General features: G+C 53.8%; 31 protein-coding genes. 5 read left to right on the top strand and 26 right to left on the bottom strand.

What is annotated here, in order from left to right; all coding sequences use genetic code 11:
* The 17 genes from rpsM to Yoon_RS10690 all read right to left on the bottom strand — a co-directional run bounded on the left by rpsM (position 1) and on the right by Yoon_RS10690 (position 8,507).
* Positions 1-369, bottom strand: coding sequence for a 30S ribosomal protein S13 (gene rpsM, locus Yoon_RS10610; protein ID WP_238112175.1), 369 nt, complete (start codon positions 367-369; stop codon positions 1-3).
* A 248-nt stretch (positions 370-617) separates the two neighbouring features.
* The gene (locus tag Yoon_RS10615) at positions 618-1,193 is read right to left on the bottom strand and encodes an adenylate kinase (protein ID WP_238112176.1); all 576 of its coding nucleotides are present in this window, start codon (positions 1,191-1,193) and stop codon (positions 618-620) included.
* Positions 1,190-2,530, bottom strand: a complete 1,341-nt coding sequence (gene secY / locus Yoon_RS10620) for a preprotein translocase subunit SecY (protein ID WP_238112231.1) — start codon at positions 2,528-2,530, stop codon at positions 1,190-1,192. Before secY ends, Yoon_RS10615 begins: the two co-directional genes overlap by 4 nt.
* Before the next feature lie 125 nt (positions 2,531-2,655).
* Positions 2,656-3,129 carry a 50S ribosomal protein L15 gene (gene rplO, locus Yoon_RS10625; protein ID WP_238112177.1) on the bottom strand — a complete coding sequence of 158 codons (474 nt, stop codon included), beginning with the start codon at positions 3,127-3,129 and terminating at the stop codon, positions 2,656-2,658.
* Positions 3,130-3,356: 227 nt separating this feature from the next.
* A complete protein-coding gene (locus tag Yoon_RS10630; protein ID WP_238112179.1) occupies positions 3,357-3,581 on the bottom strand; it encodes a DUF1127 domain-containing protein in 225 nt (74 codons plus the stop codon).
* Between the two features lie 264 nt (positions 3,582-3,845).
* The gene (rpmD, locus tag Yoon_RS10635) at positions 3,846-4,034 is read right to left on the bottom strand and encodes a 50S ribosomal protein L30 (protein ID WP_090194856.1); all 189 of its coding nucleotides are present in this window, start codon (positions 4,032-4,034) and stop codon (positions 3,846-3,848) included.
* 12 nt (positions 4,035-4,046) lie between these two features.
* Positions 4,047-4,634 carry a 30S ribosomal protein S5 gene (gene rpsE / locus Yoon_RS10640; protein WP_238112180.1) on the bottom strand — a complete coding sequence of 196 codons (588 nt, stop codon included), beginning with the start codon at positions 4,632-4,634 and terminating at the stop codon, positions 4,047-4,049.
* A gap of 112 nt (positions 4,635-4,746) precedes the next feature.
* The gene (gene rplR, locus Yoon_RS10645; RefSeq protein ID WP_238112181.1) at positions 4,747-5,112 is read right to left on the bottom strand and encodes a 50S ribosomal protein L18; all 366 of its coding nucleotides are present in this window, start codon (positions 5,110-5,112) and stop codon (positions 4,747-4,749) included.
* Between the two features lie 11 nt (positions 5,113-5,123).
* Positions 5,124-5,657, bottom strand: coding sequence for a 50S ribosomal protein L6 (rplF, locus tag Yoon_RS10650; RefSeq protein WP_238112182.1), 534 nt, complete (start codon positions 5,655-5,657; stop codon positions 5,124-5,126).
* A 9-nt stretch (positions 5,658-5,666) separates the two neighbouring features.
* Positions 5,667-6,059, bottom strand: a complete 393-nt coding sequence (rpsH, locus tag Yoon_RS10655) for a 30S ribosomal protein S8 (protein ID WP_106358393.1) — start codon at positions 6,057-6,059, stop codon at positions 5,667-5,669.
* Positions 6,060-6,071: 12 nt separating this feature from the next.
* A complete protein-coding gene (gene rpsN, locus Yoon_RS10660) occupies positions 6,072-6,377 on the bottom strand; it encodes a 30S ribosomal protein S14 (protein ID WP_238112183.1) in 306 nt (101 codons plus the stop codon).
* Positions 6,378-6,397: 20 nt separating this feature from the next.
* Positions 6,398-6,961, bottom strand: a complete 564-nt coding sequence (gene rplE, locus Yoon_RS10665) for a 50S ribosomal protein L5 (RefSeq protein ID WP_238112184.1) — start codon at positions 6,959-6,961, stop codon at positions 6,398-6,400.
* Entirely contained in the window at positions 6,961-7,266 is a 306-nt protein-coding gene (rplX, locus tag Yoon_RS10670) for a 50S ribosomal protein L24 (protein WP_090194839.1), read from the bottom strand. Before rplX ends, rplE begins: the two co-directional genes overlap by 1 nt.
* 2 nt (positions 7,267-7,268) lie before the next feature.
* Complete coding sequence (gene rplN, locus Yoon_RS10675) at positions 7,269-7,637, bottom strand: 50S ribosomal protein L14 (RefSeq protein ID WP_113775287.1); 369 nt, start codon at positions 7,635-7,637, stop codon at positions 7,269-7,271.
* Between the two features lie 80 nt (positions 7,638-7,717).
* On the bottom strand, positions 7,718-7,948 hold the full coding sequence (rpsQ, locus tag Yoon_RS10680) for a 30S ribosomal protein S17 (RefSeq protein WP_113775288.1): 231 nt from the start codon (positions 7,946-7,948) through the stop codon (positions 7,718-7,720).
* Positions 7,949-7,951: 3 nt separating this feature from the next.
* Entirely contained in the window at positions 7,952-8,158 is a 207-nt protein-coding gene (gene rpmC / locus Yoon_RS10685; protein ID WP_090200179.1) for a 50S ribosomal protein L29, read from the bottom strand.
* Between the two features lie 124 nt (positions 8,159-8,282).
* Positions 8,283-8,507 (bottom strand): ribbon-helix-helix domain-containing protein, encoded by a 225-nt coding sequence (locus tag Yoon_RS10690; protein WP_238112185.1) that lies wholly within the window; start codon positions 8,505-8,507, stop codon positions 8,283-8,285.
* A 430-nt stretch (positions 8,508-8,937) separates the two neighbouring features.
* Here Yoon_RS10690 and ppk2 point away from each other — a divergent pair, with 430 nt between their 5' ends.
* The 4 genes from ppk2 (at position 8,938) to Yoon_RS10710 (ending at position 11,702) form a co-directional block, all read left to right on the top strand.
* Positions 8,938-9,822 carry a polyphosphate kinase 2 gene (ppk2, locus tag Yoon_RS10695; protein WP_238112186.1) on the top strand — a complete coding sequence of 295 codons (885 nt, stop codon included), beginning with the start codon at positions 8,938-8,940 and terminating at the stop codon, positions 9,820-9,822.
* 62 nt (positions 9,823-9,884) lie between these two features.
* Positions 9,885-10,505 carry a TIGR02466 family protein gene (locus tag Yoon_RS10700; RefSeq protein WP_238112188.1) on the top strand — a complete coding sequence of 207 codons (621 nt, stop codon included), beginning with the start codon at positions 9,885-9,887 and terminating at the stop codon, positions 10,503-10,505.
* Between the two features lie 96 nt (positions 10,506-10,601).
* Positions 10,602-10,886 carry a hypothetical protein gene (locus tag Yoon_RS10705; RefSeq protein WP_238112190.1) on the top strand — a complete coding sequence of 95 codons (285 nt, stop codon included), beginning with the start codon at positions 10,602-10,604 and terminating at the stop codon, positions 10,884-10,886.
* A gap of 15 nt (positions 10,887-10,901) precedes the next feature.
* On the top strand, positions 10,902-11,702 hold the full coding sequence (locus Yoon_RS10710) for a DUF2145 domain-containing protein (protein WP_238112192.1): 801 nt from the start codon (positions 10,902-10,904) through the stop codon (positions 11,700-11,702).
* A 461-nt stretch (positions 11,703-12,163) separates the two neighbouring features.
* Here the strand turns inward: Yoon_RS10710 and rplP are convergent, their stop codons facing one another.
* From rplP to rplB, 5 genes are read right to left on the bottom strand one after another with little or no spacing between them, the layout of a single operon-like run.
* Entirely contained in the window at positions 12,164-12,577 is a 414-nt protein-coding gene (rplP, locus tag Yoon_RS10715; protein WP_238112194.1) for a 50S ribosomal protein L16, read from the bottom strand.
* A 12-nt stretch (positions 12,578-12,589) separates the two neighbouring features.
* Positions 12,590-13,294: a 30S ribosomal protein S3 gene (rpsC, locus tag Yoon_RS10720; RefSeq protein ID WP_238112195.1), complete on the bottom strand. Its 705-nt coding sequence runs from the start codon at positions 13,292-13,294 to the stop codon at positions 12,590-12,592.
* On the bottom strand, positions 13,294-13,674 hold the full coding sequence (gene rplV, locus Yoon_RS10725; protein ID WP_113775300.1) for a 50S ribosomal protein L22: 381 nt from the start codon (positions 13,672-13,674) through the stop codon (positions 13,294-13,296). Before rplV ends, rpsC begins: the two co-directional genes overlap by 1 nt.
* A gap of 3 nt (positions 13,675-13,677) precedes the next feature.
* Positions 13,678-13,956, bottom strand: a complete 279-nt coding sequence (gene rpsS / locus Yoon_RS10730; RefSeq protein WP_055295568.1) for a 30S ribosomal protein S19 — start codon at positions 13,954-13,956, stop codon at positions 13,678-13,680.
* A gap of 2 nt (positions 13,957-13,958) precedes the next feature.
* Complete coding sequence (gene rplB, locus Yoon_RS10735; RefSeq protein ID WP_113775301.1) at positions 13,959-14,801, bottom strand: 50S ribosomal protein L2; 843 nt, start codon at positions 14,799-14,801, stop codon at positions 13,959-13,961.
* Between the two features lie 227 nt (positions 14,802-15,028).
* Between rplB and Yoon_RS10740 the strand changes: the two genes are divergently transcribed.
* Complete coding sequence (locus Yoon_RS10740; protein WP_238112196.1) at positions 15,029-16,468, top strand: hypothetical protein; 1,440 nt, start codon at positions 15,029-15,031, stop codon at positions 16,466-16,468.
* A 288-nt stretch (positions 16,469-16,756) separates the two neighbouring features.
* On the opposite strand, the gene Yoon_RS10745 is transcribed toward Yoon_RS10740, so the two are convergent.
* The 4 genes from Yoon_RS10745 to Yoon_RS10760 all read right to left on the bottom strand — a co-directional run bounded on the left by Yoon_RS10745 (position 16,757) and on the right by Yoon_RS10760 (position 23,106).
* Positions 16,757-19,846 carry an efflux RND transporter permease subunit gene (locus Yoon_RS10745; RefSeq protein WP_238112197.1) on the bottom strand — a complete coding sequence of 1,030 codons (3,090 nt, stop codon included), beginning with the start codon at positions 19,844-19,846 and terminating at the stop codon, positions 16,757-16,759.
* Entirely contained in the window at positions 19,843-20,970 is a 1,128-nt protein-coding gene (locus Yoon_RS10750) for an efflux RND transporter periplasmic adaptor subunit (protein ID WP_238112198.1), read from the bottom strand. The genes Yoon_RS10745 and Yoon_RS10750 overlap by 4 nt, the downstream gene beginning before the upstream one ends.
* Positions 20,971-21,301: 331 nt before the next feature.
* Positions 21,302-22,516, bottom strand: coding sequence for a Bcr/CflA family efflux MFS transporter (locus Yoon_RS10755; RefSeq protein ID WP_238112199.1), 1,215 nt, complete (start codon positions 22,514-22,516; stop codon positions 21,302-21,304).
* Between the two features lie 47 nt (positions 22,517-22,563).
* Entirely contained in the window at positions 22,564-23,106 is a 543-nt protein-coding gene (locus Yoon_RS10760; RefSeq protein WP_238112200.1) for a cytochrome b, read from the bottom strand.
* Positions 23,107-23,139: the final 33 nt, after the last annotated feature.

Below are 23,139 nucleotides of genomic sequence, written 5' to 3' on the forward strand. Positions count from 1 at the left end.
TTATTTCTTCTTACCAGCAATGGCCTTTGCAGGGCCTTTGCGTGTACGTGCGTTGGTTGATGTACGTTGCCCACGAACAGGCAGGTTACGACGGTGACGCAGGCCACGGTAGCAACCAAGGTCCATCAGACGCTTGATGTTCATCTGTGTCTCGCGACGCAGGTCACCTTCAACAGTCAGGTTACCGTCGATGTATTCGCGGATCGCCAATACTTCGGCGTCTGACAATTCGTTGACGCGACGTGTGCGGTCAATTTTGACAGCTTCACAGATTTCTTCAGATTTGGCTGGGCCAATTCCGGTGATATAAGTTAGGGCGATTGGAACCCGCTTTGCAGTCGGGATGTTTACGCCGGCAATACGTGCCACGTGTGCAATTCCTTTTGTTGCGGGTCCGTCATTCCAGACCCTTTTTTCACAACGCAAGCCCGCAGCGATTGCCCGGGCTTAAGTCATATCGAGGTGGTTGATGGCATTCCGGGGGCGACCCGTTAACCATCCATTGATTCCCTTGCGGGATGGCGCTGTTTAGGGGGGAATAGCATTATGGTCAACCCACCCAGACAGCGGCGATGGATTTTCGCGAAAATCCATCTATGTTGTAAGTTTCTAAAGAATTATGACAACGCTTCTGCAATGCTCGCCGCAACATCATCCATGCTGGCAAGGCCATCTACAGATTGCAGGTCGCCCTTGGCATAGTAGTAGCCGATTAGCGGGCTGGTTTGCTTGTAGTAGGCGGCCAAGCGCACGCGCAAGGCCTCTTCGTTATCGTCGGCGCGGACAGGTTGGCCTGCAGCGCGGGCTTCTTCAGCGCGGTTCACGATGCGGTCAACCAATACGTCATCATTGACGCGCAGCTCAATCACAGCATCCAATGTTTGGCCCATGTCGGCCAACAGGTCGGCCAAAGCATCGGCCTGCGGCAATGTCCGCGGGAAGCCGTCAAAGATAAAGCCGCCCTCCGCACCATTTTCCAATTGTTCGCGGATCAGGCCGATGACGATTTCATCGGTGACAAGATTGCCCGCATCCATAACGGCTGCGACTTTCTTGCCCATTTCAGTTCCACTGGTCCGCGCGGCACGCAGCATGTCACCGGTGCTCAGCTGCACCATGTTACGTTCGGCCACAAGTTTCTGTGCTTGTGTGCCTTTGCCCGCTCCGGGCGGTCCCAGTAGAATGATATTCATTTGCGCGATGGTCCCTTACGTTTGCTTGAACTGCGCTTGCCGCGCAATTGTGACTTCTCGATCAGGCCTTCATATTGATGGGCGACGAGATGTGACTGGATTTGCTGGATTGTATCCATACCGACCGAGACGATGATCAATACCGATGTCCCACCAAAGTAGAATGGCACCGAAAGCTGTGCCCGAATGATTTCAGGCAGCAACGCGACAAGCGCCAAATAGCCAGAACCAAGCACAAGAATACGGGTGACAACGTAATCCAGATATTCAGCGGTCTTTTTGCCGGGGCGGATGCCAGGCACAAAGCCGTTTTGGTTTTTCAGGTTGTCCGCAACTTCATCAGTCTTGAACGCAACTTCACGGGTGTAGAAGTAAGTGAAGAAGACAATCATGCCGCCAAAGAAAATCAGATAGAGCGGCTGACCGGGGCCAAACAGCGCAAGGATCGTTGACATGACAGGGCCAGAGGTCCCACCGCTGAATGTGCTGATCGTGGTCGGCAGCAGCAGCAACGCAGAGGCAAAGATCGCAGGGATCACGCCGGCTGGGTTGACCTTGATCGGCAAGTGGCTGGATGATCCGTCAAAGACCTTCATGCCACGCTGTTGGCGCGGGTACTGAATGTGGATCTTGCGCAGTGAGCGCTCCATGAACACAACAAACAGCAACACCACCCCTACCATGACCAAAATACCGATGATGGTCAGCGGGCTGATGGTGCCGGACCGGCCTTGGGCCAGAAACTGCGCCAACGCAGCTGGAATTTCAGCGATAATGCCAACAAAGATAATCAGTGAGATACCGTTGCCGATGCCGCGTGCAGTGATCTGTTCACCGATCCACATCAACAGCATGGTGCCACCAACGATGGTGATCATGCATGATGCGCGGAAAAACAGACCCGGATCAGTGGCGAAACCGCCGGCCTCAAGCCCGACAGACAGCCCGTAAGCCTGCGCCGTGGCAAGGAATACAGTCCCATAACGCGTGTATTGGGTCAGCTTGCGGCGTCCCTGCTCGCCCTCTTTTTTGAGGTTCTTGAGCGGTTCCCACATGGAGCCCAGCAGTTGCATCACGATGGATGCAGAAATGTAAGGCATAATACCAAGGGTGAAGATCGCCATGCGCGATAGCGCACCACCAGTGAACATCGACAGAATGCCGCCAATACCTGTGGCCGCTTGATCCATAAATTCGCGCAATGCGGTCGAATCGATGCCGGGGACCGGAATATAGGTACCAAGACGGTAAACCATCAGCATCCCGATGGTGAATAGAATGCGCTGGCGTAGTTCGGTCGCTTTACCGAACGCGCTCCAACTTATGTTGGATGCCATTTGCTCTGCTGCAGAAGCCATTTCGTGTCTCTTTTCATGCTAAACGCCGCCAAACGGGTTCCCGTTGGCGGCGTTTGGGAAAACTTGAATGGATATGTAAGCAACGTTTCCGCTGCTCACAAGTCTTACTCAGCCGCAGCCGCTGTTGCGACGGTCAGTGAACCGCCTGCTTTTGCGACAGCTTCTACAGCGCCAGCAGAGGCGCCGGTGACGACGATCGTTGCTTTTGCGGTGAAATCACCTTTTGCAAGAACGCGGATACCGTCTTTTTTGCGACGCACCAGACCGGACGCAATCAGCGCATCTTCGGTGATGTCTGATTTGATGTCGATCTTGCCGTCGTCGATGAATTTCTGGATCAGGCCAAGGTTTACAACAGCGAATGCCTTGCGGTTCGGCTTGTTAAAGCCACGCTTTGGCAAACGTTGGTAAATCGGCATTTGGCCGCCTTCGAAGCCTTTGATCGCCACACCAGAGCGTGACTTTTGACCTTTGATACCACGGCCACCGGTCTTACCCATGCCGGAACCCGGACCACGGCCAATGCGTTTCTTGCGCTGTGTTGCGCCTTCGTTGTCGTGAAGTTCGTTCAGTTTCATGTCGCTTCTCCTCTTGCCGGAACTGACCCCCAGCGACGGGAGCGGTCAAACACGGCGTTTCAATTGAGTCGGCCCAACAGAGGCAGACCAGCGGCGTATAGACGGATGCCGGGGTTGGTTCAAGTGGGGAAGATGTTTGCAGCGGCGCAGCGCGCGCTTTTGACGCGGCAACGCAAAAAGGCGCCGGGTGATTACTCACCGGCGCCCTGTGGGTGGATTTGGTTAGTTTAGGCGCTGCCGTAAGCCGCCTTGGTCGCAACATCGCGGATCGCCTTGCGTGGAATGCCGATGTCAGCCAAGTCACGATCCGTCATGCATTCGAGCTGCACGACAACATCACGGTAAACGGCACTGCGCGCAGAAGCTGCTTTGAAATCGGCGATTGCACCGGAGATAAAGCGCGTGACCGGGTTGCCAGCAACTGTTTGTGGATTTGCGTTCATATAGGCCATGTGTCTTTTCCTTCTCGAGCGAAGCCCCATTTTGCGCTGCGGTCAGTCGCGGGGCGGTGAATTTCATACCTCATAAATAAGCGGTGGTACGGGGTAGGACAAACGCCAGTTTGGAATTGCTGCTATGCAGCATTGGAATGCCGCACACGCAACACGCCTAAAAGTTGTGCTTGACACATTTGGGCGTTTTCAACGCAAAACGCCCTCGGTTTCCCGAGGGCGTTCTTTAAAACTATATCGAAATCCGGCGAACCGGAAAAGGCGTTAGCCTTTTTCTTCGATGATTTCGACCATGTGGCTGATCGAGTTGACCATGCCGCGAACTGAAGGTGTATCTTCAAGCTCTTTGGTGCGATTCATTTTGTTTAGACCCAGACCGATCAGCGTAGCGCGCTGTTTGGCGGGGCGACGGATGGGCGAGCCCACCTGTTTTACAACAATCGTTTTTGCCATTGTTCAGGTTCCTTACGCGTCTGCGGCTTCAGCAGTGGCTTCGGCAGCGGGTGCCTCGTCACGCTTGGGCAGGATGTCAGCAACCTTTTTGCCACGGCGCTGTGCGACGTTGCGTGGAGATTGCTCTTTAGAAAGGCCATTCATGGTGGCGCGGATCATGTTGTAAGGGTTCTGTGAACCGATGGACTTAGACACAACGTCTTGTACACCCAACATTTCAAACACAGCACGCATTGGACCACCGGCGATGATCCCGGTACCAACTGGGGCTGTCCGCATAACCACTTTACCGGCGCCGTGACGGCCTTCCATGTCGTGGTGCAATGTCCGACCGTCGCGCAGGGCAACACGGATCATCTGACGCTTCGCTTGCTCAGTCGCTTTGCGGATCGCTTCAGGGACTTCTTTTGCTTTCCCTTTACCGAAACCAACACGGCCTTTTTGGTCGCCAACAACGACGAGGGCTGCGAAACCAAAGCGCTTACCACCTTTTACGGTTTTTGATACGCGGTTGATTGCGACCAGACGGTCTGCAAACTCAGGAGCTTGCTCTTCACGGTTACGGCGGTTGCCGCCCCGATTGTTATCACGTTCTGCCATATGTGGCGTCCTTTTATAAATGATGCATAGCATCTTTTGATACGATCGCAGTGCCCGACCGGGCCTGGATCATCGAGAGGGTCCCGAACATGCCGGGACCCTCTACGCTGACTTAGATTTTCAAACCACCTTCACGCGCAGCTTCGGCCAGGGCCTTCACTTTGCCGTGAAACAGGAAACCACCACGGTCGAAATAAGCAACTTCGACGCCAGCTTTCTTGGCGCGTTCTGCGATTGCAGCACCCACCTTTGTCGCGGCTTCGATGTTGTTCTTGCCAACCACGCCCAGTGCTGTTTCGAGCGAAGACGCAGATGCGATTGTTACGCCCTGCACGTCGTCGATCAGCTGGACGCTGATGTTTTTGTTTGAGCGGTGAACCGACAGACGCGCGCGCCCTTGGTTGGCTGTTACGCCCCGCAGTTTGTTCCGAACGCGCATGCGGCGCTTCAGAAACAGAGTTCTTTTGCTGTTTGCCATCTGTGCGTTCCTTACTTCTTCTTGCCTTCTTTGCGGAAGATGTATTCGCCTTTGTACTTGATACCTTTGCCTTTGTAGGGCTCTGGTTTGCGCCATTCACGGATATTCGCCGCGACCTGACCAACAAGCTGAGAGTCGATACCTTCCACTGTGATTTCGGTTGGCTTTGCGGCCGTCACTGTGACGCCCTCTGGCACTTCGAAATTCACATCATGGCTGTAACCCAATGACAGTTTCAGGACTTTGCCCTGCATCTGTGCACGGTAACCAACACCTGACAGTTCAAGTTCTTTCTTGAAACCCTCAGAAACGCCAGTCGCAAGGTTCGCAACCATCGTGCGGCTCATGCCCCACTGCTGGCGCGCGCGCTTGGATTTGCCGCGTGGTTCTACAGTAACAACATTGCCATCAACAGTGATGGAAACATCGTCAGTGGCTTTAAAAGAAAGAGTCCCTTTAGGGCCTTTAACTTCTACGGTTTGGCCAGACACCGTGGCGGTAACGCCTGATGGTAGCTCAACCGGTTTTTTACCAATACGAGACATTTTATCCCCTTAGAATACAGTGCAGAGCACTTCGCCGCCAACATTGGCCGCACGTGCGTTTGCATCCGACATCACACCTTTAGAGGTGGAGACAATCGACACACCCAGGCCCTGACGGACAGATGGGAGGTCATTTGGACCCATGTAAACGCGACGGCCAGGCTTAGAAACCCGCTTCACTTCACGAATAACAGGAGTACCCTCGTAGTACTTCAGTTCGATTGCAAAAGCGGGGTGCCCGTCTTTGCCATCTTTTTTAGCGTAGCCGCGGATGTAACCTTCGTCTGAAAGCACGTCCAGAACCCAACCACGCAGTTTTGATGCAGGTGTTTCCACCGCAGCTTTACCGCGCATTTGGCCGTTACGGATGCGTGTCAGCATATCACCGATAGGATCGTTCATCTTATGCTCTCCTTACCAGCTTGACTTGACCATGCCTGGAATTTCGCCATTGGAACCAAGGTCCCGCAGCGCGATCCGGCTGATCTTGAGTTTACGGTAATAGGCGTGTGGACGCCCGGTGAGCTGACAACGGTTGTGCAGACGCGTTGCAGAAGAGTTGCGTGGCAGTTTTGCCAGTTCAAGGGTTGCCTTGAAACGCTCTTCTACGGGCTTCTCTTGGTCGTTGATGATCGCCTTCAGCGCCGCGCGCTTTTCAGCGTACTTTGCCACCAGCTTTTCACGCTTAACTTCGCGTGCGATCATGGATTTCTTAGCCATTTCTAATCTCTCCCTAACGCTTAGCTGTTGAAAGGCATGTTGAAAGCTTTCAACAATGCTTTTGCTTCAGCGTCAGTGTTCGCTGTGGTGCAGATGACGATGTCCATGCCCCAGTTCACATCGATCTTGTCGAAGTTGATCTCGGGGAACACCAGGTGCTCTTTAAGGCCAGTGGCATAGTTGCCGCGACCGTCAAATGATTTACCAGATACGCCGCGGAAATCGCGAATACGTGGCATCGCAACGGTGATCAGACGATCCAGGAATTCGTACATTTTATCGCCACGCAAAGTTACCTTTGCACCAAGCGGCATGTCTTCACGAACGCGGAAACCAGCGATTGATTTCTTAGCGCGTGTTGTCATGGCCTTTTGACCAGCGATTGTAGAAAGATCTTCCTGTGCGGATTTTGCTTTCTTGCTGTCACGGACAGCTTCAGCACCGCAGCCGATGTTCAGAACAATTTTGTCCAAACGTGGGATCTGCATGTCGTTTTTGTAACCGAATTCTTCTTTGATCGCAGCGCGGATCTTAGTAGCGTATTCGGACTTCAAACGTGGGGTATAGTTTGCGGTATCAAGCATTAGATCGCATCCCCTGTTGTCTTAGCGAAGCGCACTTTGTTGTCGCCATCCATACGGAAGCCAACACGTGTTGCTTTGCCATTTTTGTCAACGATTGCCAGGTTCGACAGTTGGATCGGCATCGCCTTTGGCGTGCGGCCACCCTGTGTTGCCTGAGATTGCTTCACGTGACGGACAGCCATGTTAACGCCGTCAACGATTGCTTTGCCTGACTTTGGGTCGATGGACGAGATAGTGCCCTTTTGACCTTTGTCTTTACCGGCAAGAACGATCACGTCGTCACCTTTACGGAGCTTAGCAGCCATAGTTACAGCACCTCCGGAGCAAGTGAGATGATTTTCATGAAGTTTTTCGCACGTAATTCGCGAACAACTGGCCCAAAGATACGTGTACCCATTGGTTCGTTGTTGTTGTTCAGGATGACAGCAGCGTTGCTGTCAAAACGAATAGCTGTGCCGTCTTCGCGACGTACTTCTTTTGCGGTGCGCACGACGACGGCCTTGCGGACGTCACCTTTCTTTACGCGGCCACGTGGAATGGCTTCTTTCACCGATACAACGATAATGTCACCGACACTCGCGTAACGACGATGTGAGCCACCCAGAACCTTGATGCACTGAACACGGCGAGCGCCGCTATTGTCAGCAACATCCAGATTGGTCTGCATCTGGATCATTTGGTTTCCTTCCGACCTATGGGGTAGTCCCGATTTCCGTCCGGGGCCCCAGGGTTTCGATTAAACTGTTGGTGGGCGCCTTACGACGCGATCACTTCCCAGCGTTTGGTTTTCGACTTTGGAGCACATTCTTGAATGCGAACTTGGTCGCCGACGTTGAATGTGTTTTTCTCATCGTGCGCCCGGTATTTCTTGGACTTACGAATAGTTTTCTGAAGCAGCGGGTGCTTGTAACGACGTTCTACAGAAACTGTGACCGTCTGTTCGTTTTGGTTGCTTGTGACAACCCCAGCTAGGATACGCTTAGGCATAGATTAAGCCTCCGAAGCAGCGGCAGCTGCTTTTTCGTTCAGAATTGTTTTGACTTTGGCAGCGTTGCGACGTGCAGCGCGGATACCAGAAGTATTTTCGAGTTGGCCTGTGGCCTGCTGAAAGCGCAGGTTAAAGGATTCTTTTTTCAGGTTCACCAGCTCTTCACGGAGCTGGTCGGGCGTTTTATCCCGCAGTTCATTGGCGTTCATGCCATTTTCCTTTTTCAACATCACCGGCAGGCCGCACACGTGCGTGACCCGATTCCCGATGGAGTGGGGTAGAAGTGGGCCGTATAGGGGGGATGCGACCTTGTGACAAGGGGGTTTGTGATGCTCAGTCCTTATAGAGACCATCGGTGTGCTGTGCTTTAAGCCAAACCGCCTCTGATGACTTGTTCGCCGTCTTTTTTCGGGAATAGTTGTCAGGGTGTTCGGTGGCGTATTCACGCAAGGTTTGGCGGATTACCTCAGACACTGAACAGCTTTGCACCTTGGCAGCTGCTTCCAGCCAGTAAGCCAGTTCTGGCTCCAGTGAAACTGTCACGCGTTTAGTAGGCACCAGAGTCACCAATTGCTTGGATAATCGAAATCACCGCGATTGCTGTACCGAAAACGATTCCCATTTCGGCTATTGCAGATCCTCCGAGAGGAAGGATCCGAAAACGTCTGGGACTGACTGCTTTGGTGACAGTGAGTATAAGGAGTACTGCTCCGGCTATACCAAGTACGTTCATTTGCTGCTCCTATATCATCATTCGATGTGATTAATCTCGCACCAAAATATCAAGAAAAAATTAACAAAGCGTTGCAACTGCATCATCCCGCTCGGACGATAGGCCGGGCAGCGCCCGGACCTCCCCCATGGGGAGGGCGCTTCGCACCCACCCCGAGGTCCAAGCGCTGCCCCTTGCGCACCAACGCTTGACGCAGATCAACGACAGGTTTGGCGATATGTGGTCTGGTTGCCTCAAACGCATAAAGGAGAAACCATGCCCACAAACGCCGCCAAGAAAGCCGCACCTTCCAATAAAGCCCGTACCGCTGAAATCATCGGGTTTGAAGAAGGCAAATACCCCTACGCGCGCCGCCTGCCCCGTAAGCGCTATGAAGACGAAAAAGCCGCCTTGCAGGTGGAACTGCTCAAGGCGCAGCACTGGGTGCAGGAAACGGATCAAAAGATTGTTTTATTGTTCGAAGGGCGCGATGCGGCTGGTAAGGGCGGCACGATTAAGCGGTTCACGGAACATCTGAACCCACGTGACGCGCGCGTCGTGGCGCTGAATAAACCATCCGACGAAGAGCGCGGGCAGTGGTTTTTCCAACGCTACATAAAACATCTGCCCACAGCGGGCGAAATGGTCCTGTATGATCGGTCATGGTATAACCGGGCGGGCGTTGAGCGGGTCATGGGGTTTTGCGAGCCGAATGAATATCTGGAATTCATGCGCCAAACGCCCGAATTTGAACGAATGCTAGCGCGCAGCGGCGTAACCCTGTTTAAATACTGGTTCTCGGTCACCCAAGAAGAACAGCGCAGCCGGTTCGATTCGCGTGAAACCGATCCGCTCAAACGGTGGAAGTTGTCGCCCATCGACCGCGCCAGCATTGACCGTTGGGATGATTACACCGAAGCGAAAGAAGCCATGTTCTTTTACACCGACACAGCTGATGCGCCATGGACAGTGATCCGTTCGAACGACAAAAAACGTGCGCGGCTGAACTGTATGCGGCATTTTTTATCGCAGCTGGACTACCCGGACAAAGACCCAGAGGTTGCCACTGCACCTGACCCGCAAATCGTGCTGCATGCGTCGCACGCGGTGAAACATTCTGATCATATCTTGGGCGCATCACTGCACCCTGACAGTAAATAGCATAGGCCGACGCCACCAAACGCCTCTCGCGCTTTGCGAGGGGCTAGGATACAAACTGCACCATGTCAGATATCAAATCGCTGTTCGCGACCCGCCTTTACCACGCCCCCCTGTCCGAACAGGGTGCCATTGACCCGGCAGAGCTGGAAAACTCTTGCCTCGTGATCGCTGATGACGACGAAGCGGGCCAAGATTGGTGCGAAGAACACGGTTATCCCGGCTATACGTCTTATGCGTCTTTGACCGATCTGCCGTGGCGGTTTCCGATCTTCGCGGACCTGGTCAAAGTGCTTGATGCGCATGTCGCGGCTTTCGCCAAGGATTTGGAATTCGATCTGGGCGACAAAGGCCTTAAGCTTGAAGATATTTGGATCAATATCCTACCCCCCGGCGGCATCCACACCAGCCACATCCACCCGCATTCGGTGATCAGCGGCACCACCTATGTCGCGATGCCCGAGGGCGCTAGCGCGCTAAAGCTCGAAGACCCCCGCCTGCCAATGATGATGGCCGCGCCCACGCGTGTAACCGGCGCGCGCGATGAACTGTGCCCGTTCATCTATATTAAGCCCGCCGTAGGCGATGTGCTGCTTTGGGAAAGCTGGTTGCGCCACGAGGTGCCGATGAACATGGCCGAAGAAGAAGAACGGATTTCGGTAAGTTTTAACTATAGCTGGGGCTAGTCCAGTCAAAATGTGAACCTTGTTCATATTTTGATTGACAGGGACGATTTTGCTATCTATCAATTTATGAACGTTGATCATAAATTGGATAAAGCTATGAAACACCAACTTATAACACTCGGCGCGCTTTTGTGCGTCGCCGGCTGCGCCACACCTAGCGCCCAGCATTCTACCCAAGCCGCAGATAACAGCGGCCAAGCGCTTGGACATAGTGTTGCGGCCGTTGGCACCGGGGCCGCATTGGTCAGCGCCGCCCCACTGACTGCCGTTGGTAATACGCTTACCATTTCTGGTGCCGCGCTCGCCGATGCGGCCTATGGCGCGGATGGGACCTATTATGATCCAGAGCTGGCCGCCGATGGCCCGCCAACCTTGGAATAAGGGGGAAAATTCATCATGAAGCGTTTCATTTCTGCCTGCCTTCTCGCCGCCACTCTTTTTGCCCCTGCCCCCAGTTTTGCTGGCAGCAGCGCCAATGGGGTCGCCGTTTTGCCCATGAACCAAGTCGCAAGCTTTTCAAACCGCGTCCAACAGGACCTTGCGGCGCGGGGCGCGCGTGTCGCGATCGTGGCCCGCGTCGGGCGCGACCCGGCACAATTGCCTGACGATGTGACCTATACCCACGTTGGGCTGTGGGTCTATTCGCGGATCACCCGCGCGGACGGAAGCTCCGGGCAAGGCTACCGGGTCTATAATCTGTACCAACAGGCCGATAACGCTGTGCGCAGTGATCTGGTCCAAGACAGCCCGGCCGATTTCTTTGCCGGCGCGCATGTACTGGATGCAGGGGTCATCATCCCCGACCCTCGGCTACAAACCAAATTGCTGGATGTGATCAACAGCCCAACCTACGCGGCCTTGCATAATCCGGTATACTCCGCACTGGCCAACCCCAATACCAACCAATTTCAGAACTGTACCGAACATACGCTCAACTTGTTGATGGCAGCCCTGTACGGCACCGATGATCTGAACCAAATCAAAGCCAACACCGCCGCCCATTTTGAACCACAACCCATCCAAGTTGGGGGGCTCCAACGCGCGCTTGCCACGGTCGCATCCCAAGCCCTGACCACCGCCGACCACGGTCCAAACGTGGCAACAGCGACGTTCGGGTCCATTGCACGGTTCATGGAAGACAACGGGCTAGAAGACGAGGTTTACCGGATCACGCCGACGCAGGTGGTACGGTTCTAGGCCAGCCGCGCCCAACATAATGTTTTCTTTTTGTTCTTTAAATCCAACAGTGCTTGCATAGATCAAGAGCATTAGCAGATTATTAAGGAACGTATAATGCCTAGAAACAATAAACGAACATCATCAAAAATTGCCTCTGAAGCATCCCGAACATTGCGCAACCCTCGCGCATCTGCACGTGCCAAGAGCCTTGCTGGTTCCGCATTATCACAACGCGATCCCAAGAAGCAGACTGGGAAGGCAATGGAACGCAAAGCTGCCAAGGCCGTATTTGGTAGAGGGACCTCCGCTTCCATGAGAAGGACGGGTGGCTCAGTTCTGTCCCAATCGAACAAGTCACGATAATACGAAGAAGCCCCCGCTGATTTCTCAGCGGGGGCTTCTATCTCTACGTGGTGCGACCCGCCAATTTGCTTTGCAAATTCGCTACACCGCACTTGGTAGTTTTCGCGTTGCGAAAACTACCAGTCTTCGCGCACGATTGTGCGTGTTTTGATTGGAAGCTTCATCGCAGCAAGGCGCAGGGCCTCGCGGGCGACGTCTTCGCCAACACCGTCGATTTCGAACATCACGCGGCCAGGTTTAACCTTGCATGCCCAAAAATCGATAGAGCCTTTACCTTTACCCATACGTACTTCGACGGGCTTAGATGTGACTGGAGTGTCTGGGAAGATACGAATCCAAACGCGGCCTTGACGCTTCATGTGACGCGTCATTGCACGACGTGCAGCTTCGATCTGACGGGCAGTGATTCGCTCTGGCTGAAGGGCCTTGAGGCCATATGTGCCAAAGTTCAGGTCAGACCCGCCCTTTGCTTCACCACGGATACGGCCTTTGTGCAGTTTCCGGTGTTTTGTACGCTTTGGTTGCAGCATTTATCTAGCTCCTTAGCGACGGCCAGCGCCGCGAGGAATGGAACCCTCTTGCAGCTCGGCGTGTTTACGATCGTGCGCTGACGGGTCGTGCTCCATGATATCACCTTTGTAGATGAATACCTTGATGCCGATGATCCCATAAGGTGTCATAGCTTCGAACAATGCATAGTCGATGTCTGCACGCAAAGTGTGCAGCGGCACGCGACCTTCACGGTACCATTCAGTACGCGCGATTTCAGCACCGCCAAGACGACCCGCAAGGTTGATCCGGATACCCAGAGCGCCCATACGCATTGCGTTTTGAACAGAACGTTTCATCGCACGACGGAAAGACACACGACGCTCAAGCTGCTGACCGATGGATTCAGCAACCAAGGCTGCGTCCAGTTCAGGCTTACGCACTTCGACGATGTTCAGGTGCAGTTCAGATGCGGTCAGCTTAGCAAGTTTCTGACGCAGACCTTCGATGTCTGCACCTTTCTTACCAATGATCACACCCGGACGTGCAGCGTGGATCGTCACGCGGCACTTTTTGTGCGGACGTTCGATGATCACGCGGCTGATGCCAGCCTGTGCACAGTCTTTTTTGATGAAGTCTTTGATCTTCAGATCTTCGAGTAGCAGATCACCATAATCTTTGGTGTCAGCGTACCAGCGGCTGTCCCAGGTGCGGTTGACCTGAAGACGCATACCGACGGGATTTACTTTGTTACCCATTATGATTGCTCCTCAACTTGGCGAACCACGATTGTGATTTCGGCAAATGGCTTGATGATCTTGCCAAAACGACCACGTGCCCGCGGACGACCGCGCTTCATGATCAGGTTTTTGCCGCAATAAGCTTCGGCAACGACCAGTTCATCAACATCAAGGTTGTGGTTGTTTTCAGCATTCGCGATGGCAGACTGAAGACATTTCTTCACGTCATCCGAAATCCGCTTTTTCGAGAAAGTCAGGTCAGTCAGAGCCTGCTCAACTTTCTTGCCACGGATCAGACCAGCGACGAGGTTCAGCTTTTGTGGCGAAGTGCGGAGCATGCGCAGTTTTGCACGTGCTTCGTTGTCGGCCACGCGGCGGGGATTTGTATCCTTGCTCATGGCTTATTTCCGCTTCGCTTTTTTGTCAGCTGCGTGACCGTAATAGGTGCGGGTCGGTGAATATTCACCAAACTTTTGACCAATCATGTCTTCAGTGACGTTAACAGGGATGTGCTTCTTGCCGTTGTACACACCAAAGGTGAGACCAACAAACTGAGGCAGGATAGTTGAACGGCGGGACCAGATTTTGATCACTTCGTTGCGACCGCTTTCGCGCGATGCTTCTGCCTTTTTCAAGACATAGGCGTCGACGAACGGGCCTTTCCAGACGGAACGAGCCATAATTACCGACCCTTCTTCTTGGCGTGACGCGAACGTACAATAAGACGCTGCGACGCTTTGTTTTTGTTACGGGTGCGCTTGCCCTTGGTGTCTTTACCCCAAGGTGTCACAGGCGTACGACCACCAGATGTCCGGCCTTCACCACCACCGTGCGGGTGATCGATCGGGTTCATCGCGACACCACGTACAGAAGGACGGATGCCCTTGTGACGCATACGGCCAGCTTTACCGAAGTTCTGGTTAGAGTGGTCAGCGTTAGACACGGCACCGATTGTCGCCATGCATTCCTGACGAACCAGACGCAATTCACCAGAAGACAGGCGGATTTGCGCATAGCCACCGTCACGACCGACGAACTGTGCGTATGTACCAGCAGCACGTGCGATTTGACCGCCCTTGCCCGGTTTCATTTCGATGTTGTGAATGATCGTACCGATTGGCATGCCAGAGAATGGCATTGCGTTGCCCGGCTTAATGTCAGCCTTGGCAGATGCGATCACCTTGTCACCAACAGCCAAACGCTGCGGGGCAAGGATATAGTTTTGTGTACCGTCTTCGTACTGGATCAGCGCGATAAACGCGGTCCGGTTCGGGTCATATTCAATACGTGCAACAACAGCGGACATGTCCAGCTTGTTACGTTTGAAATCAACGATACGGTAAAGACGCTTTGCGCCCCCACCAATGCGACGCATTGTGATTCGTCCGGTGTTGTTCCGGCCGCCCGATTTCGTCAGACCCTGTGTAAGGGATTTGACGGGACGTCCTTTCCAAAGCTCCGAACGGTCGATCAGCACCAACCCACGTTGGCCTGGCGTCGTCGGCTTATACGACTTAAGTGCCATGTTAGCTTCTTCCGTTTGCTTAGGAGGGCCAGTTTCCCGACCCCGATGTTATAGGCCCCCGTAGGTGCCCAGAGTAATAAAAGCGCAGCCCCGGACGAATCCGAGGCTGAGCGATTGCTGGCATATAGCGGGGGATGGGGGGAAGGGCAAGTGGGGAGATTGGTTGCGAAACTCATTTAACCTTGCCAATGTGTCCATGGTTGAATTTTGGAAAGTTAAGAAATCTTATGAGTGTATTCGCTACAGAGTTTCAGGTTAAGACTGGCATTTCAAAGGCCGCATTTGTCGCCTCAGTTGTTGCATGGCTGCGAGGCATAAACAGAAGTCAAATCCTAGACAGCGCTGACGCCCACGTAAACTATGACGATGAAGTTTGGCTTGAGACCGCCGAAGGTGAATCACTCTCGCTCAAGAGTTATGAACATAATCAAATGGCGGTTTTCGGATCGCGATTGGAGATTTTAGACAATTTGGGCCGTAAGTGGCGCACCGAATGTGTCTTAACCGACTTCGGCAACGCCGCATTTCTCAGGGTACGCGGTCAGTGCGTCGCAGTTGATGCCTCAGCCGTTGTAATACCCCCCAAAAAGCCCCACTTTATCCGGCAGGCCATAGAAGATGGATGGTGTGTTGAGGATGGGCATTTTCTGCCCTCTCTGTCAGAAATTTCAGTTGATTCCACCTCGATTGATACTGCAACGAATATAATTTTGGGTGGTGCCTCATTTTTTCTACCGGTTCTGTACATATCGCGCGGAAACCAAGACCACCTTCCCTTCAAAACAACAAATATTGCGAAGGAGCTTGCAGGCATTTGTCACGTTGTAGTTGAGCCAAGTCGGGCGTTTTCTTTCGAGTTAATGGAAAGAACGAAACGTAAAAACCCGTACGGTGGTGCTGTAGCGCTCTTTGCGCCAGATGGACGAGAAGTATTCAAGTTCTTCAAGAAATCCGATGATCATTCTGGCACCGATTTGGTCAAAGCTTGTGTTCAAAGGACGAATGAGTTTGTTTCGTCTCAGGCCGCCCAAAAGGCTTGGGAATGGCAAGACCTTCAGGAAGCTCAGTCACGAAGACTTAGAGAAGCGGTTACAAACGCAAATGCTGAGGGATTGGAAGACTATGTCGCCGCTTTCGACACCGAGCTAGCAGCTAAGGAAGAGAAAATCCAGAATCTCGAAGCAAGGCTGCTCATCGAAACGGCGCGAGCAAACAATGCCACACAAAACACCGACGATCTATTTCCTACCGACCTAAAAACACAAATTGGCCCCGAGTTATATGACGGTGAATTTACGGATCGCCTACACTCATTTCTTTCTAACTCTCTCGACGCCCCGTCCATACCCAGAAACCCACGAACCGACGAGTTTGTGAAGCGATTGCTAGAAAATCTTGAGTTTAGCGGTAGATCACAATCTTTGGTTTCACAAATCAAAAGTGCCTGCCGGGACGGCAATCAGATGCCAAAGCAGTTAGGATCGATACTATCCGGTTTTGGGTTTACCAAAAGTAACGATGGTCCGCACTTAAAGTTTCAGCCACCGAAGGAACTATTTGGATTACAGACCGAAGTATTACCGTCGACACCAAGCGACTCTCAAAGAGCCGGGAAGAACCGTGGCGCTGAAGTAATTCGTAGCTTTGGCCTGAACGAATTGAAGTAATAACAAAAAAGCCCCCCGCATTTCTGCGGAGGCCTTCTTCAATTCTATCTAACGGGCTTACAGGCCAGTCGAGATGTCGAGTGTGTTACCTTCTTCGAGGGTAACCGAGCATCGCCCAAGTGGGCTAAAGTAACTTTCCCTATGTCTGTCATTCTGGACAAACACCTGAAGTGGTCTATCAAAGCTGGCCAGCGTGATCAGATGTAAGCCACCTCATGTTGCGGTACTTCAGTTGCATCGACGTTTTTGCGATAAACAGGGGCATGATCTTACAATCACAATTTGGCCCTATGCACTTGTCGATCCCTCCACCTCGGCCCGAAGCCGATGAGATGCAGCCCCGGGAGCCGCGCCCCATACGGCAATCCAACGATAGAATATTGGCGTCAAAAACAAAGTAAATACGGTGGCAAAGCCAAGCCCTCCAACGATGACCCAGCCGACTGCGATGCGTGCTTCGGCGCCCGCACCCGAGGTTAGGATCAAAGGCAAGCCCCCAAACACGGTTGAAACCATCGTCATCATTACGGGACGGATGCGCAGCCTCAAGGCATTACGGATGGCGGTGTCGATGTCTTCGCCCGCTTCGCGCAATTGGTTGGCAAATTCGACAATCAGGATTCCGTTCTTCGCCATCACCCCGATCAGCATCACGAGGCCGATCTGGCTGTAATAGTTCAATGATCCGCCTGTTAACGAGATCGCCAATACGGCGGCCGCGAGGCCAAAGGGGACTGTCATCATGATGACCACAGCGCTTGCGAAACTTTCGAATTGCGCGGCAAGCACCAGCAGAACCACAACAAGTGCGACGCCGAAGACAGCATACATCCCACCAGACGTATCGTTCAAAGTTGCGGCTTCACCGGTGAAGATGATGCCCATCCCGTCAGGTAAAACTTCGTCTGCAATGGCAAGCAACTGATCCATAGACGCCGAAAGGTCGACGCCTGCGCCTAGGTTGGCTTGCATTGAAACAGCCAAAGACCCACCCAAACGTTCGATCTGTGCTTCGCTGACAACTGTGTTCAGCGAGGCAACGGCAGACAATGGAATATAGGCTCCGCTGTCTAATCGGATGGACATAAATTCGATATCGGACGGGTCGTCAACCGGTGGGCCACCCGGCACGACATTAACGTCAATCTCGGTGTCATTAGAAAAGACGCTTACCGCCACGTCGCCCTGAACCATAGCCTGAACGAGGCTTGTGACATCCGAGCTGTTCAACCCCATGTCACCCGCGGCAGCATCATCGACAGTCACCTCTAATTGCGCATCGACGCTATCGTTGGAAAGTTGCGGGTTCGAAAAGGTATCATCAACCGACATTGCCGCGACAAGGCTTTCGGCGGCCGCTGTTATCTCGGCGACATTGTTGCCCGAAACCGCAAAGCTCAGCCCGCCCCCTGCGCCGCGAATGTTGAGGCTGTTAGTGGAGCGCGCGCTGACCTGCACGCCAGGAACCGAAGACAATTTGCCGCTGATTTCGGCAATCAGTTCTTGTTGGGTAAAGTCGCGCTCGGCCCAATCGGGCAAGCGAACGACGATAAACGCACTTGTTCCGCCGCCAACGCCAATGATGCTTTGCACTGCGTCGATTTGGCCACTTTCGATGTAGGGCGCAAGAATATCTTCGACCAACACGACCTGCGTGTCGAGATAATCGACCGTCGTATCAGATGACCCGCGTGCTTGAACAAGGAAAAAGCCACGGTCTTCGTCCGGTGTAACTGTAGAAGGCAATGTCATCGCCGCTCCGCCCGCGATCATAGCAAACCCCAGCGCCACAGCGAGGACGATAAGAGGGGTACGGATAGCAAAATCCATCACCGCGTCAAAGGCCCGCGCTATGCGGCTTGGCTGTGTTTGGGTGGTTTTGATCTGGGATTTCCCTGGGTCAAGCAATGCGGCCAGAACAGGTGCCAGTGTCAATGCTGTGATAGACGACAATGTCACCGCAAACGCGAGCACGAACCCGAATTCAGAGAACACCCCCCCCGCCTGACCGGGCAGGAACGAAATCGGAATGAATACAGCCGCAAGCGTGGCCGTGGTTGAGATCACGGCAAAAAACACTTCGTTAGTGCCCGCTGCGGCGGCGGCAAATGCCCCCATCCCCGACTTGCGCTTGCGCACGATATTTTCGATCACGACGATTGCGTCATCGACGACCATGCCCGTGGCCAACACAAGTGCAAGAAGGCTGATGGTATTGACAGAAAAGCCCGTTAACCAAATCGCGGCTAAGGTGCCGATTAATGCGACTGGAATGGTGATTGCTGGGATCACCGTCGCGCGCGGCGAGCGCAGGAATGCAAAGATAACAGCAACCACGATCCCGGTTGCCAGAAGGATGGATTTCCCAACCTCGCTGATGGACCCTTCGATAAATATCCCATCGTCTGAGGTCACCACAAGCTGCACATCATCGGGCAGTTGCGTGCGCAATGCTTCGACGGCCACCCCCACGTCGCGGGAAATTTCGAGCGTGTTGCCAACCGATTGCCGTGTTATGTCCAGACCAACGGCCGTTACACCATTCACACGTGTATAAACGCTGGTGTCTTCAGGGATCAGTTGGACAAAGGCGACATCTGCCACCTGAGTTGTGTCGTTGATCGGTAAATCGTTGATTGTTTCAACCGTAACTTCTTCGTTGCCGACACGCAGCGCGAGCGTTTGAGACTCAGTCGACAACGAGCCAAGGGCTGTGTCATCGCGCAGTTGTGCCAACGCAGTCGAGACGTCAAAAATTGTTAGGCCGCGGCTAAGCAAAGACGGCATATTCAATGCGACCCGGAATTCATTGGCCCGGTTACCACGCACGGTAACTTCGGCAATCCCGTTGATCAGGGACAGACGTTCGTAAACCGCACCTTCGGCGATTTGGGTAAGCTCGTCAAAGCTGGCGTCCCCCAAGAGAGCCAGTCTGATAATAGCGTCTGAATTGCTGTCGCTTTTGGAGACGGTGGAATCGTCGATATCATCAGGCAAGGATCGCAACGTATCAGACACGATTTCGCGCGCTTCGTTGGCTGCGACATCCACGTCCGTTCCGTCCGACAGGTCAATTGTGATGCGACTAGAGCCCGTGCTGGAGGTGGATTCGATATTGGACATACCTTCTAGCGCGCTTAGGGCGTCTTCCAGGACTTGGGTGACTTCCGTGTCCACAGTGCTTGCCACTGCGCCGTCATAGGTGGTGCGCACGGATAGAACCGGTTGATCCACATCAGGCATTTCGCGAATATCAACGCTTGTTAACGCTGCAAGCCCGGCGATGATGATAAGCAGGTTTAGCACGATCCCTAGGATTGGCCGTGCGACAAACGTATCGGCGAAACCTGCCTTGTGCGCGCTTTTTTCGAAACTCATACGCCTTGGCCTTCGTTTGACTGCGCGGTGCTGACCTGCGCGCCTTCGCGTAGCTTTGATGCGCCTTCGGTCACAATCTGCGACCCGACACGCGCCTCTGTTTCAATCCAGACTTGGTCGCCATCACGATAGCGAATGGTGACAGGAACACGGCTGGTTGTTCCTTCCACAGCGACCCAGATGCCTGCACCGGCGCGGTCCCAAGTGATCGCAGTCGACGGGACTATAGGCAATGGTGTAGTTTCTTCGGTCATTCGGACGGCAAAGGTCATCCCAGACAGCAGCAACCCTTCGGCATTATCGATTTCAGCTTGCACTGTTGCGCTGCGTGTCACGCTGTCGAGGCGGCTGTCAAATGCCGTGATCGCGCCTTCGAACACCCGGCCTGTGTAGGTCGGGGTGACTACAAAAACAGGCTTACCTTCGGCCAACAACCCGATCGAGCGTTCGGGCACCTCGAACTCAGCTAGCAGAGTCGTGGAATCGTCAATCGTCACGATCAGATCACCGCTGGATAACTGATCGCCCACGTGAATATCGCTCAACCCAATGCGGCCAGAAATTGGTGCGGTAATCGTGCGGTTCTCCAAAGCTACTTCCGCCAATCCGACATTGGCCTCTGCCAGTCGCAACGCCACTTCCGCCTCTGCCAAGGCCACATCCGTTACAACCGAACTGCCATTATTGTGCAGCCCTTCATAGCGGGAAACGGTGGCCTGCGCCTGATCACGGTTAGCCTGAGCGATCTCAAGGGACAGACGTTCTGTACGGTCATCCAGACGAAGAATGACATCGCCCTGTTCAACAAGGGTATTGGCCTGAAGTGCCGCCTCCGCAACCTCACCCGTTTCCGTTGCAATCACATCAGCACGACGCGAGGAGACTGCACTGCCGACCGCACGCAGCGAGAGGCTATAACTGCGTTCTTCAAGTGGAGCGAGTACAACCGTCGTGGTCCGGCTTTGCCCGCGTGGACCTGCATCCACACCGCGTGACGGCGCGCCGGATTCTTCGGTCGGTACACTGCCCCAAAGCTGGGAAACCTGATGCGGAACCCCGAATGCTATAACGTAAGCCCCCGCGAGAACGCCCAACGACAAAAGAACAACAACAACTTTTTTCAATATCTTCTAAGCTCCAAATCAGGCGTCATGTCGTGCGACGCATTTAGCGGTTCGCGAAAAAACACATCTCTCGTCATACCATGTACAAGAGCACCGCATCCCCATGAACGATCTGTGCGACCGGGTGAGACGCGTCGCTGCTATATGAATTTTTGGCCATGACAATGCTCTCTAAATGAACGCGTTCTGAATTATACGCGGTTCAAAACCTCTTCCGTCGCGTTGGTTCGAATTTTTCATTTGTCCGCCGTCAGGGTTAGATATGTACGGACTCTCAGGACGCCCAGCTTCGGCACGAAAGCGTGACAGGTCCAGATTTTGGTACGGCCTTTCATGGACCGCTCGTAATATGAACAACGTTATCCGCGACGAAAGACCGATTTTTTACGATCATCCACAAGGTCGAACAAGTCGCTCCGATCACGATCAGAAGCACGCCGTAGTTCGCAATAAGGTCGCCGGATTTGAACGTCACGATCTGGATGCCTACTGCACCCATCAAGGTCCCGCTGAACTGAATGAGGGCTGCTGCCGATCCGGTGTCAGACGCCTGTTGATCAAGGAGCAGGTTTGCCCCCGGAACGCGCACGACAATGACGGCGATTGTCATGGTCGCGGCGGTCGCGGCAAATATAAACGGCGATGCGTCGCCAATGGACAACATCATTAAACCGCCCAAAGTCATGATCCCAAAGCACCCCAAAATGATGCTTTGTACAGGAACATACCGAGACAATTTCAGGTAAAGTGTCGGCCCGACCATCGCGCAGACCGCGTTGAGGGCGAAGATAAAGCTGAAAGCCTGCTCAGTCATCCCGAAGCGGTCGACATAGACGTATGACGAAATCCCGATGAATGCCATGAGGCACATCGGTGAGGCAGCAAAGATGACAAGCAGGTAGGCAAACTTTGGGTTCATCAATACGACCCCCAACCGGTTCCACGACCGCAGGAATGGGCCGGTTGATTTTGCCTCTAGCGTCTCGCGATACTGGGTCACAAGCACGATCACGAAACTTCCGAACACAGCCAAAGCCACAAACATCATATGCCATGACGCGATTTTTAACAGGAATGCGCCCAAGATCGGCGCGACCATCGGCGCGACGAGAACCAAGGACATCACAGTCGCCATAACGCGCTCGCGTTCGCGACCATCAAACAGGTCTTTCACGATGGATGTCCCGACGACCGTGACACCGCCGCCCGCAAACCCCTGCACTATTCTGGCCGAAATGAGAGCTTCGACACTGAAGGACGCGGCACACAGAAAACTGGCGGCGACATAAAGGGCCAGCGTGGTGAAAAGGATCGGCTTGCGGCCCGTCCGTTCGCTGAGCGGCCCCCAAAACAGCATGCTGATCGCAAAGGCAATCATGTAGCCGCCAAGCGTGAGGTTGATCATGCTTCGGCTGGTCGAAAACGTCTCTGTCATCTGTGGTAGCGCAGGCAGATAGAGGTCCATCGTCAGCGGCGGGAACGCCCCAAGTGCGATCAAGAGAAACAGCGTTCCCTTCTTGCCGAGGGCGGGTTGACTAACCTTCATTGTCTGTGTCCTGTCGTTCTAGCCGAATTAAATGCGGCGTGTCTGGGTTAACGTCCGGCCATGGTTGCCAGTACATCGTCACGCCGCACCAAACGGTGCCAGATCAACGCCATGCCGATATGTCCAAGTGCCAAAAGCGCGAGGGTCCAGCCCATCTGCCCGTGCCATTCCGCCAGAACCTGCGTCCATGCAATTTCAGCCTCTCGGGCGGGAAAAATCTGAAAACCTAAATACCTGAGACCGCGGGTGCCGCCTCCGGAAGCCAAAATCCTGCTAAAGGGCACGAGCACCATAAGACCGTAAATCGCAACGTGCCCAATCGTCGCCGCGCGCGCCATGGCACCAGCGTGGGTGGGACGTCGTGCTATATTCGCCAGCCCCCAAGCGCCGCGCACCATCACAAGGAGGAACAGCGTGAAACCCAGCGTCGTGTGGTAGCTCCAGAGGGTGTCGCGCAGCGCGTTTTCACGGGGAAGCCCCCAATGTGCCGCAGCCGACAAAAACTGCGCAGCAAACAGGGCGGCCATGCCCCAGTGAAGAATGCGGCTAACAAGGCCGTAGCGGACGGGGCTGTCTGAAAGTTGCGTCATGAGTATCTCCGTACGGTGGTTTGATCAGAAAGG

The organism is Yoonia sp. I 8.24 (assembly GCF_022096995.1).
Taxonomy (GTDB): Bacteria; Pseudomonadota; Alphaproteobacteria; order Rhodobacterales; family Rhodobacteraceae; genus Yoonia.

Coding starts and splice junctions, on each gene's coding strand:
- Yoon_RS10615 (WP_238112176.1), bottom strand. CDS start 1,193: ATGAATATCATTCTACTGGGACCGCCCGGAGCGGGCAAAGGCACACAA.
- secY (WP_238112231.1), bottom strand. CDS start 2,530: ATGGCATCCAACATAAGTTGGAGCGCGTTCGGTAAAGCGACCGAACTA.
- rplO (WP_238112177.1), bottom strand. CDS start 3,129: ATGAAACTGAACGAACTTCACGACAACGAAGGCGCAACACAGCGCAAG.
- Yoon_RS10630 (WP_238112179.1), bottom strand. CDS start 3,581: ATGGCCTATATGAACGCAAATCCACAAACAGTTGCTGGCAACCCGGTC.
- rpmD (WP_090194856.1), bottom strand. CDS start 4,034: ATGGCAAAAACGATTGTTGTAAAACAGGTGGGCTCGCCCATCCGTCGC.
- rpsE (WP_238112180.1), bottom strand. CDS start 4,634: ATGGCAGAACGTGATAACAATCGGGGCGGCAACCGCCGTAACCGTGAA.
- rplR (WP_238112181.1), bottom strand. CDS start 5,112: ATGGCAAACAGCAAAAGAACTCTGTTTCTGAAGCGCCGCATGCGCGTT.
- rplF (WP_238112182.1), bottom strand. CDS start 5,657: ATGTCTCGTATTGGTAAAAAACCGGTTGAGCTACCATCAGGCGTTACC.
- rpsH (WP_106358393.1), bottom strand. CDS start 6,059: ATGAACGATCCTATCGGTGATATGCTGACACGCATCCGTAACGGCCAA.
- rpsN (WP_238112183.1), bottom strand. CDS start 6,377: ATGGCTAAGAAATCCATGATCGCACGCGAAGTTAAGCGTGAAAAGCTG.
- rplE (WP_238112184.1), bottom strand. CDS start 6,961: ATGCTTGATACCGCAAACTATACCCCACGTTTGAAGTCCGAATACGCT.
- rplX (WP_090194839.1), bottom strand. CDS start 7,266: ATGGCTGCTAAGCTCCGTAAAGGTGACGACGTGATCGTTCTTGCCGGT.
- rplN (WP_113775287.1), bottom strand. CDS start 7,637: ATGATCCAGATGCAGACCAATCTGGATGTTGCTGACAATAGCGGCGCT.
- rpsQ (WP_113775288.1), bottom strand. CDS start 7,948: ATGCCTAAGCGTATCCTAGCTGGGGTTGTCACAAGCAACCAAAACGAA.
- rpmC (WP_090200179.1), bottom strand. CDS start 8,158: ATGAACGCCAATGAACTGCGGGATAAAACGCCCGACCAGCTCCGTGAA.
- ppk2 (WP_238112186.1), top strand. CDS start 8,938: ATGCCCACAAACGCCGCCAAGAAAGCCGCACCTTCCAATAAAGCCCGT.
- Yoon_RS10700 (WP_238112188.1), top strand. CDS start 9,885: ATGTCAGATATCAAATCGCTGTTCGCGACCCGCCTTTACCACGCCCCC.
- Yoon_RS10705 (WP_238112190.1), top strand. CDS start 10,602: ATGAAACACCAACTTATAACACTCGGCGCGCTTTTGTGCGTCGCCGGC.
- Yoon_RS10710 (WP_238112192.1), top strand. CDS start 10,902: ATGAAGCGTTTCATTTCTGCCTGCCTTCTCGCCGCCACTCTTTTTGCC.
- rplP (WP_238112194.1), bottom strand. CDS start 12,577: ATGCTGCAACCAAAGCGTACAAAACACCGGAAACTGCACAAAGGCCGT.
- rpsC (WP_238112195.1), bottom strand. CDS start 13,294: ATGGGTAACAAAGTAAATCCCGTCGGTATGCGTCTTCAGGTCAACCGC.
- rplV (WP_113775300.1), bottom strand. CDS start 13,674: ATGAGCAAGGATACAAATCCCCGCCGCGTGGCCGACAACGAAGCACGT.
- rpsS (WP_055295568.1), bottom strand. CDS start 13,956: ATGGCTCGTTCCGTCTGGAAAGGCCCGTTCGTCGACGCCTATGTCTTG.
- rplB (WP_113775301.1), bottom strand. CDS start 14,801: ATGGCACTTAAGTCGTATAAGCCGACGACGCCAGGCCAACGTGGGTTG.
- Yoon_RS10740 (WP_238112196.1), top strand. CDS start 15,029: ATGAGTGTATTCGCTACAGAGTTTCAGGTTAAGACTGGCATTTCAAAG.
- Yoon_RS10745 (WP_238112197.1), bottom strand. CDS start 19,846: ATGAGTTTCGAAAAAAGCGCGCACAAGGCAGGTTTCGCCGATACGTTT.
- Yoon_RS10755 (WP_238112199.1), bottom strand. CDS start 22,516: ATGAAGGTTAGTCAACCCGCCCTCGGCAAGAAGGGAACGCTGTTTCTC.
- Yoon_RS10760 (WP_238112200.1), bottom strand. CDS start 23,106: ATGACGCAACTTTCAGACAGCCCCGTCCGCTACGGCCTTGTTAGCCGC.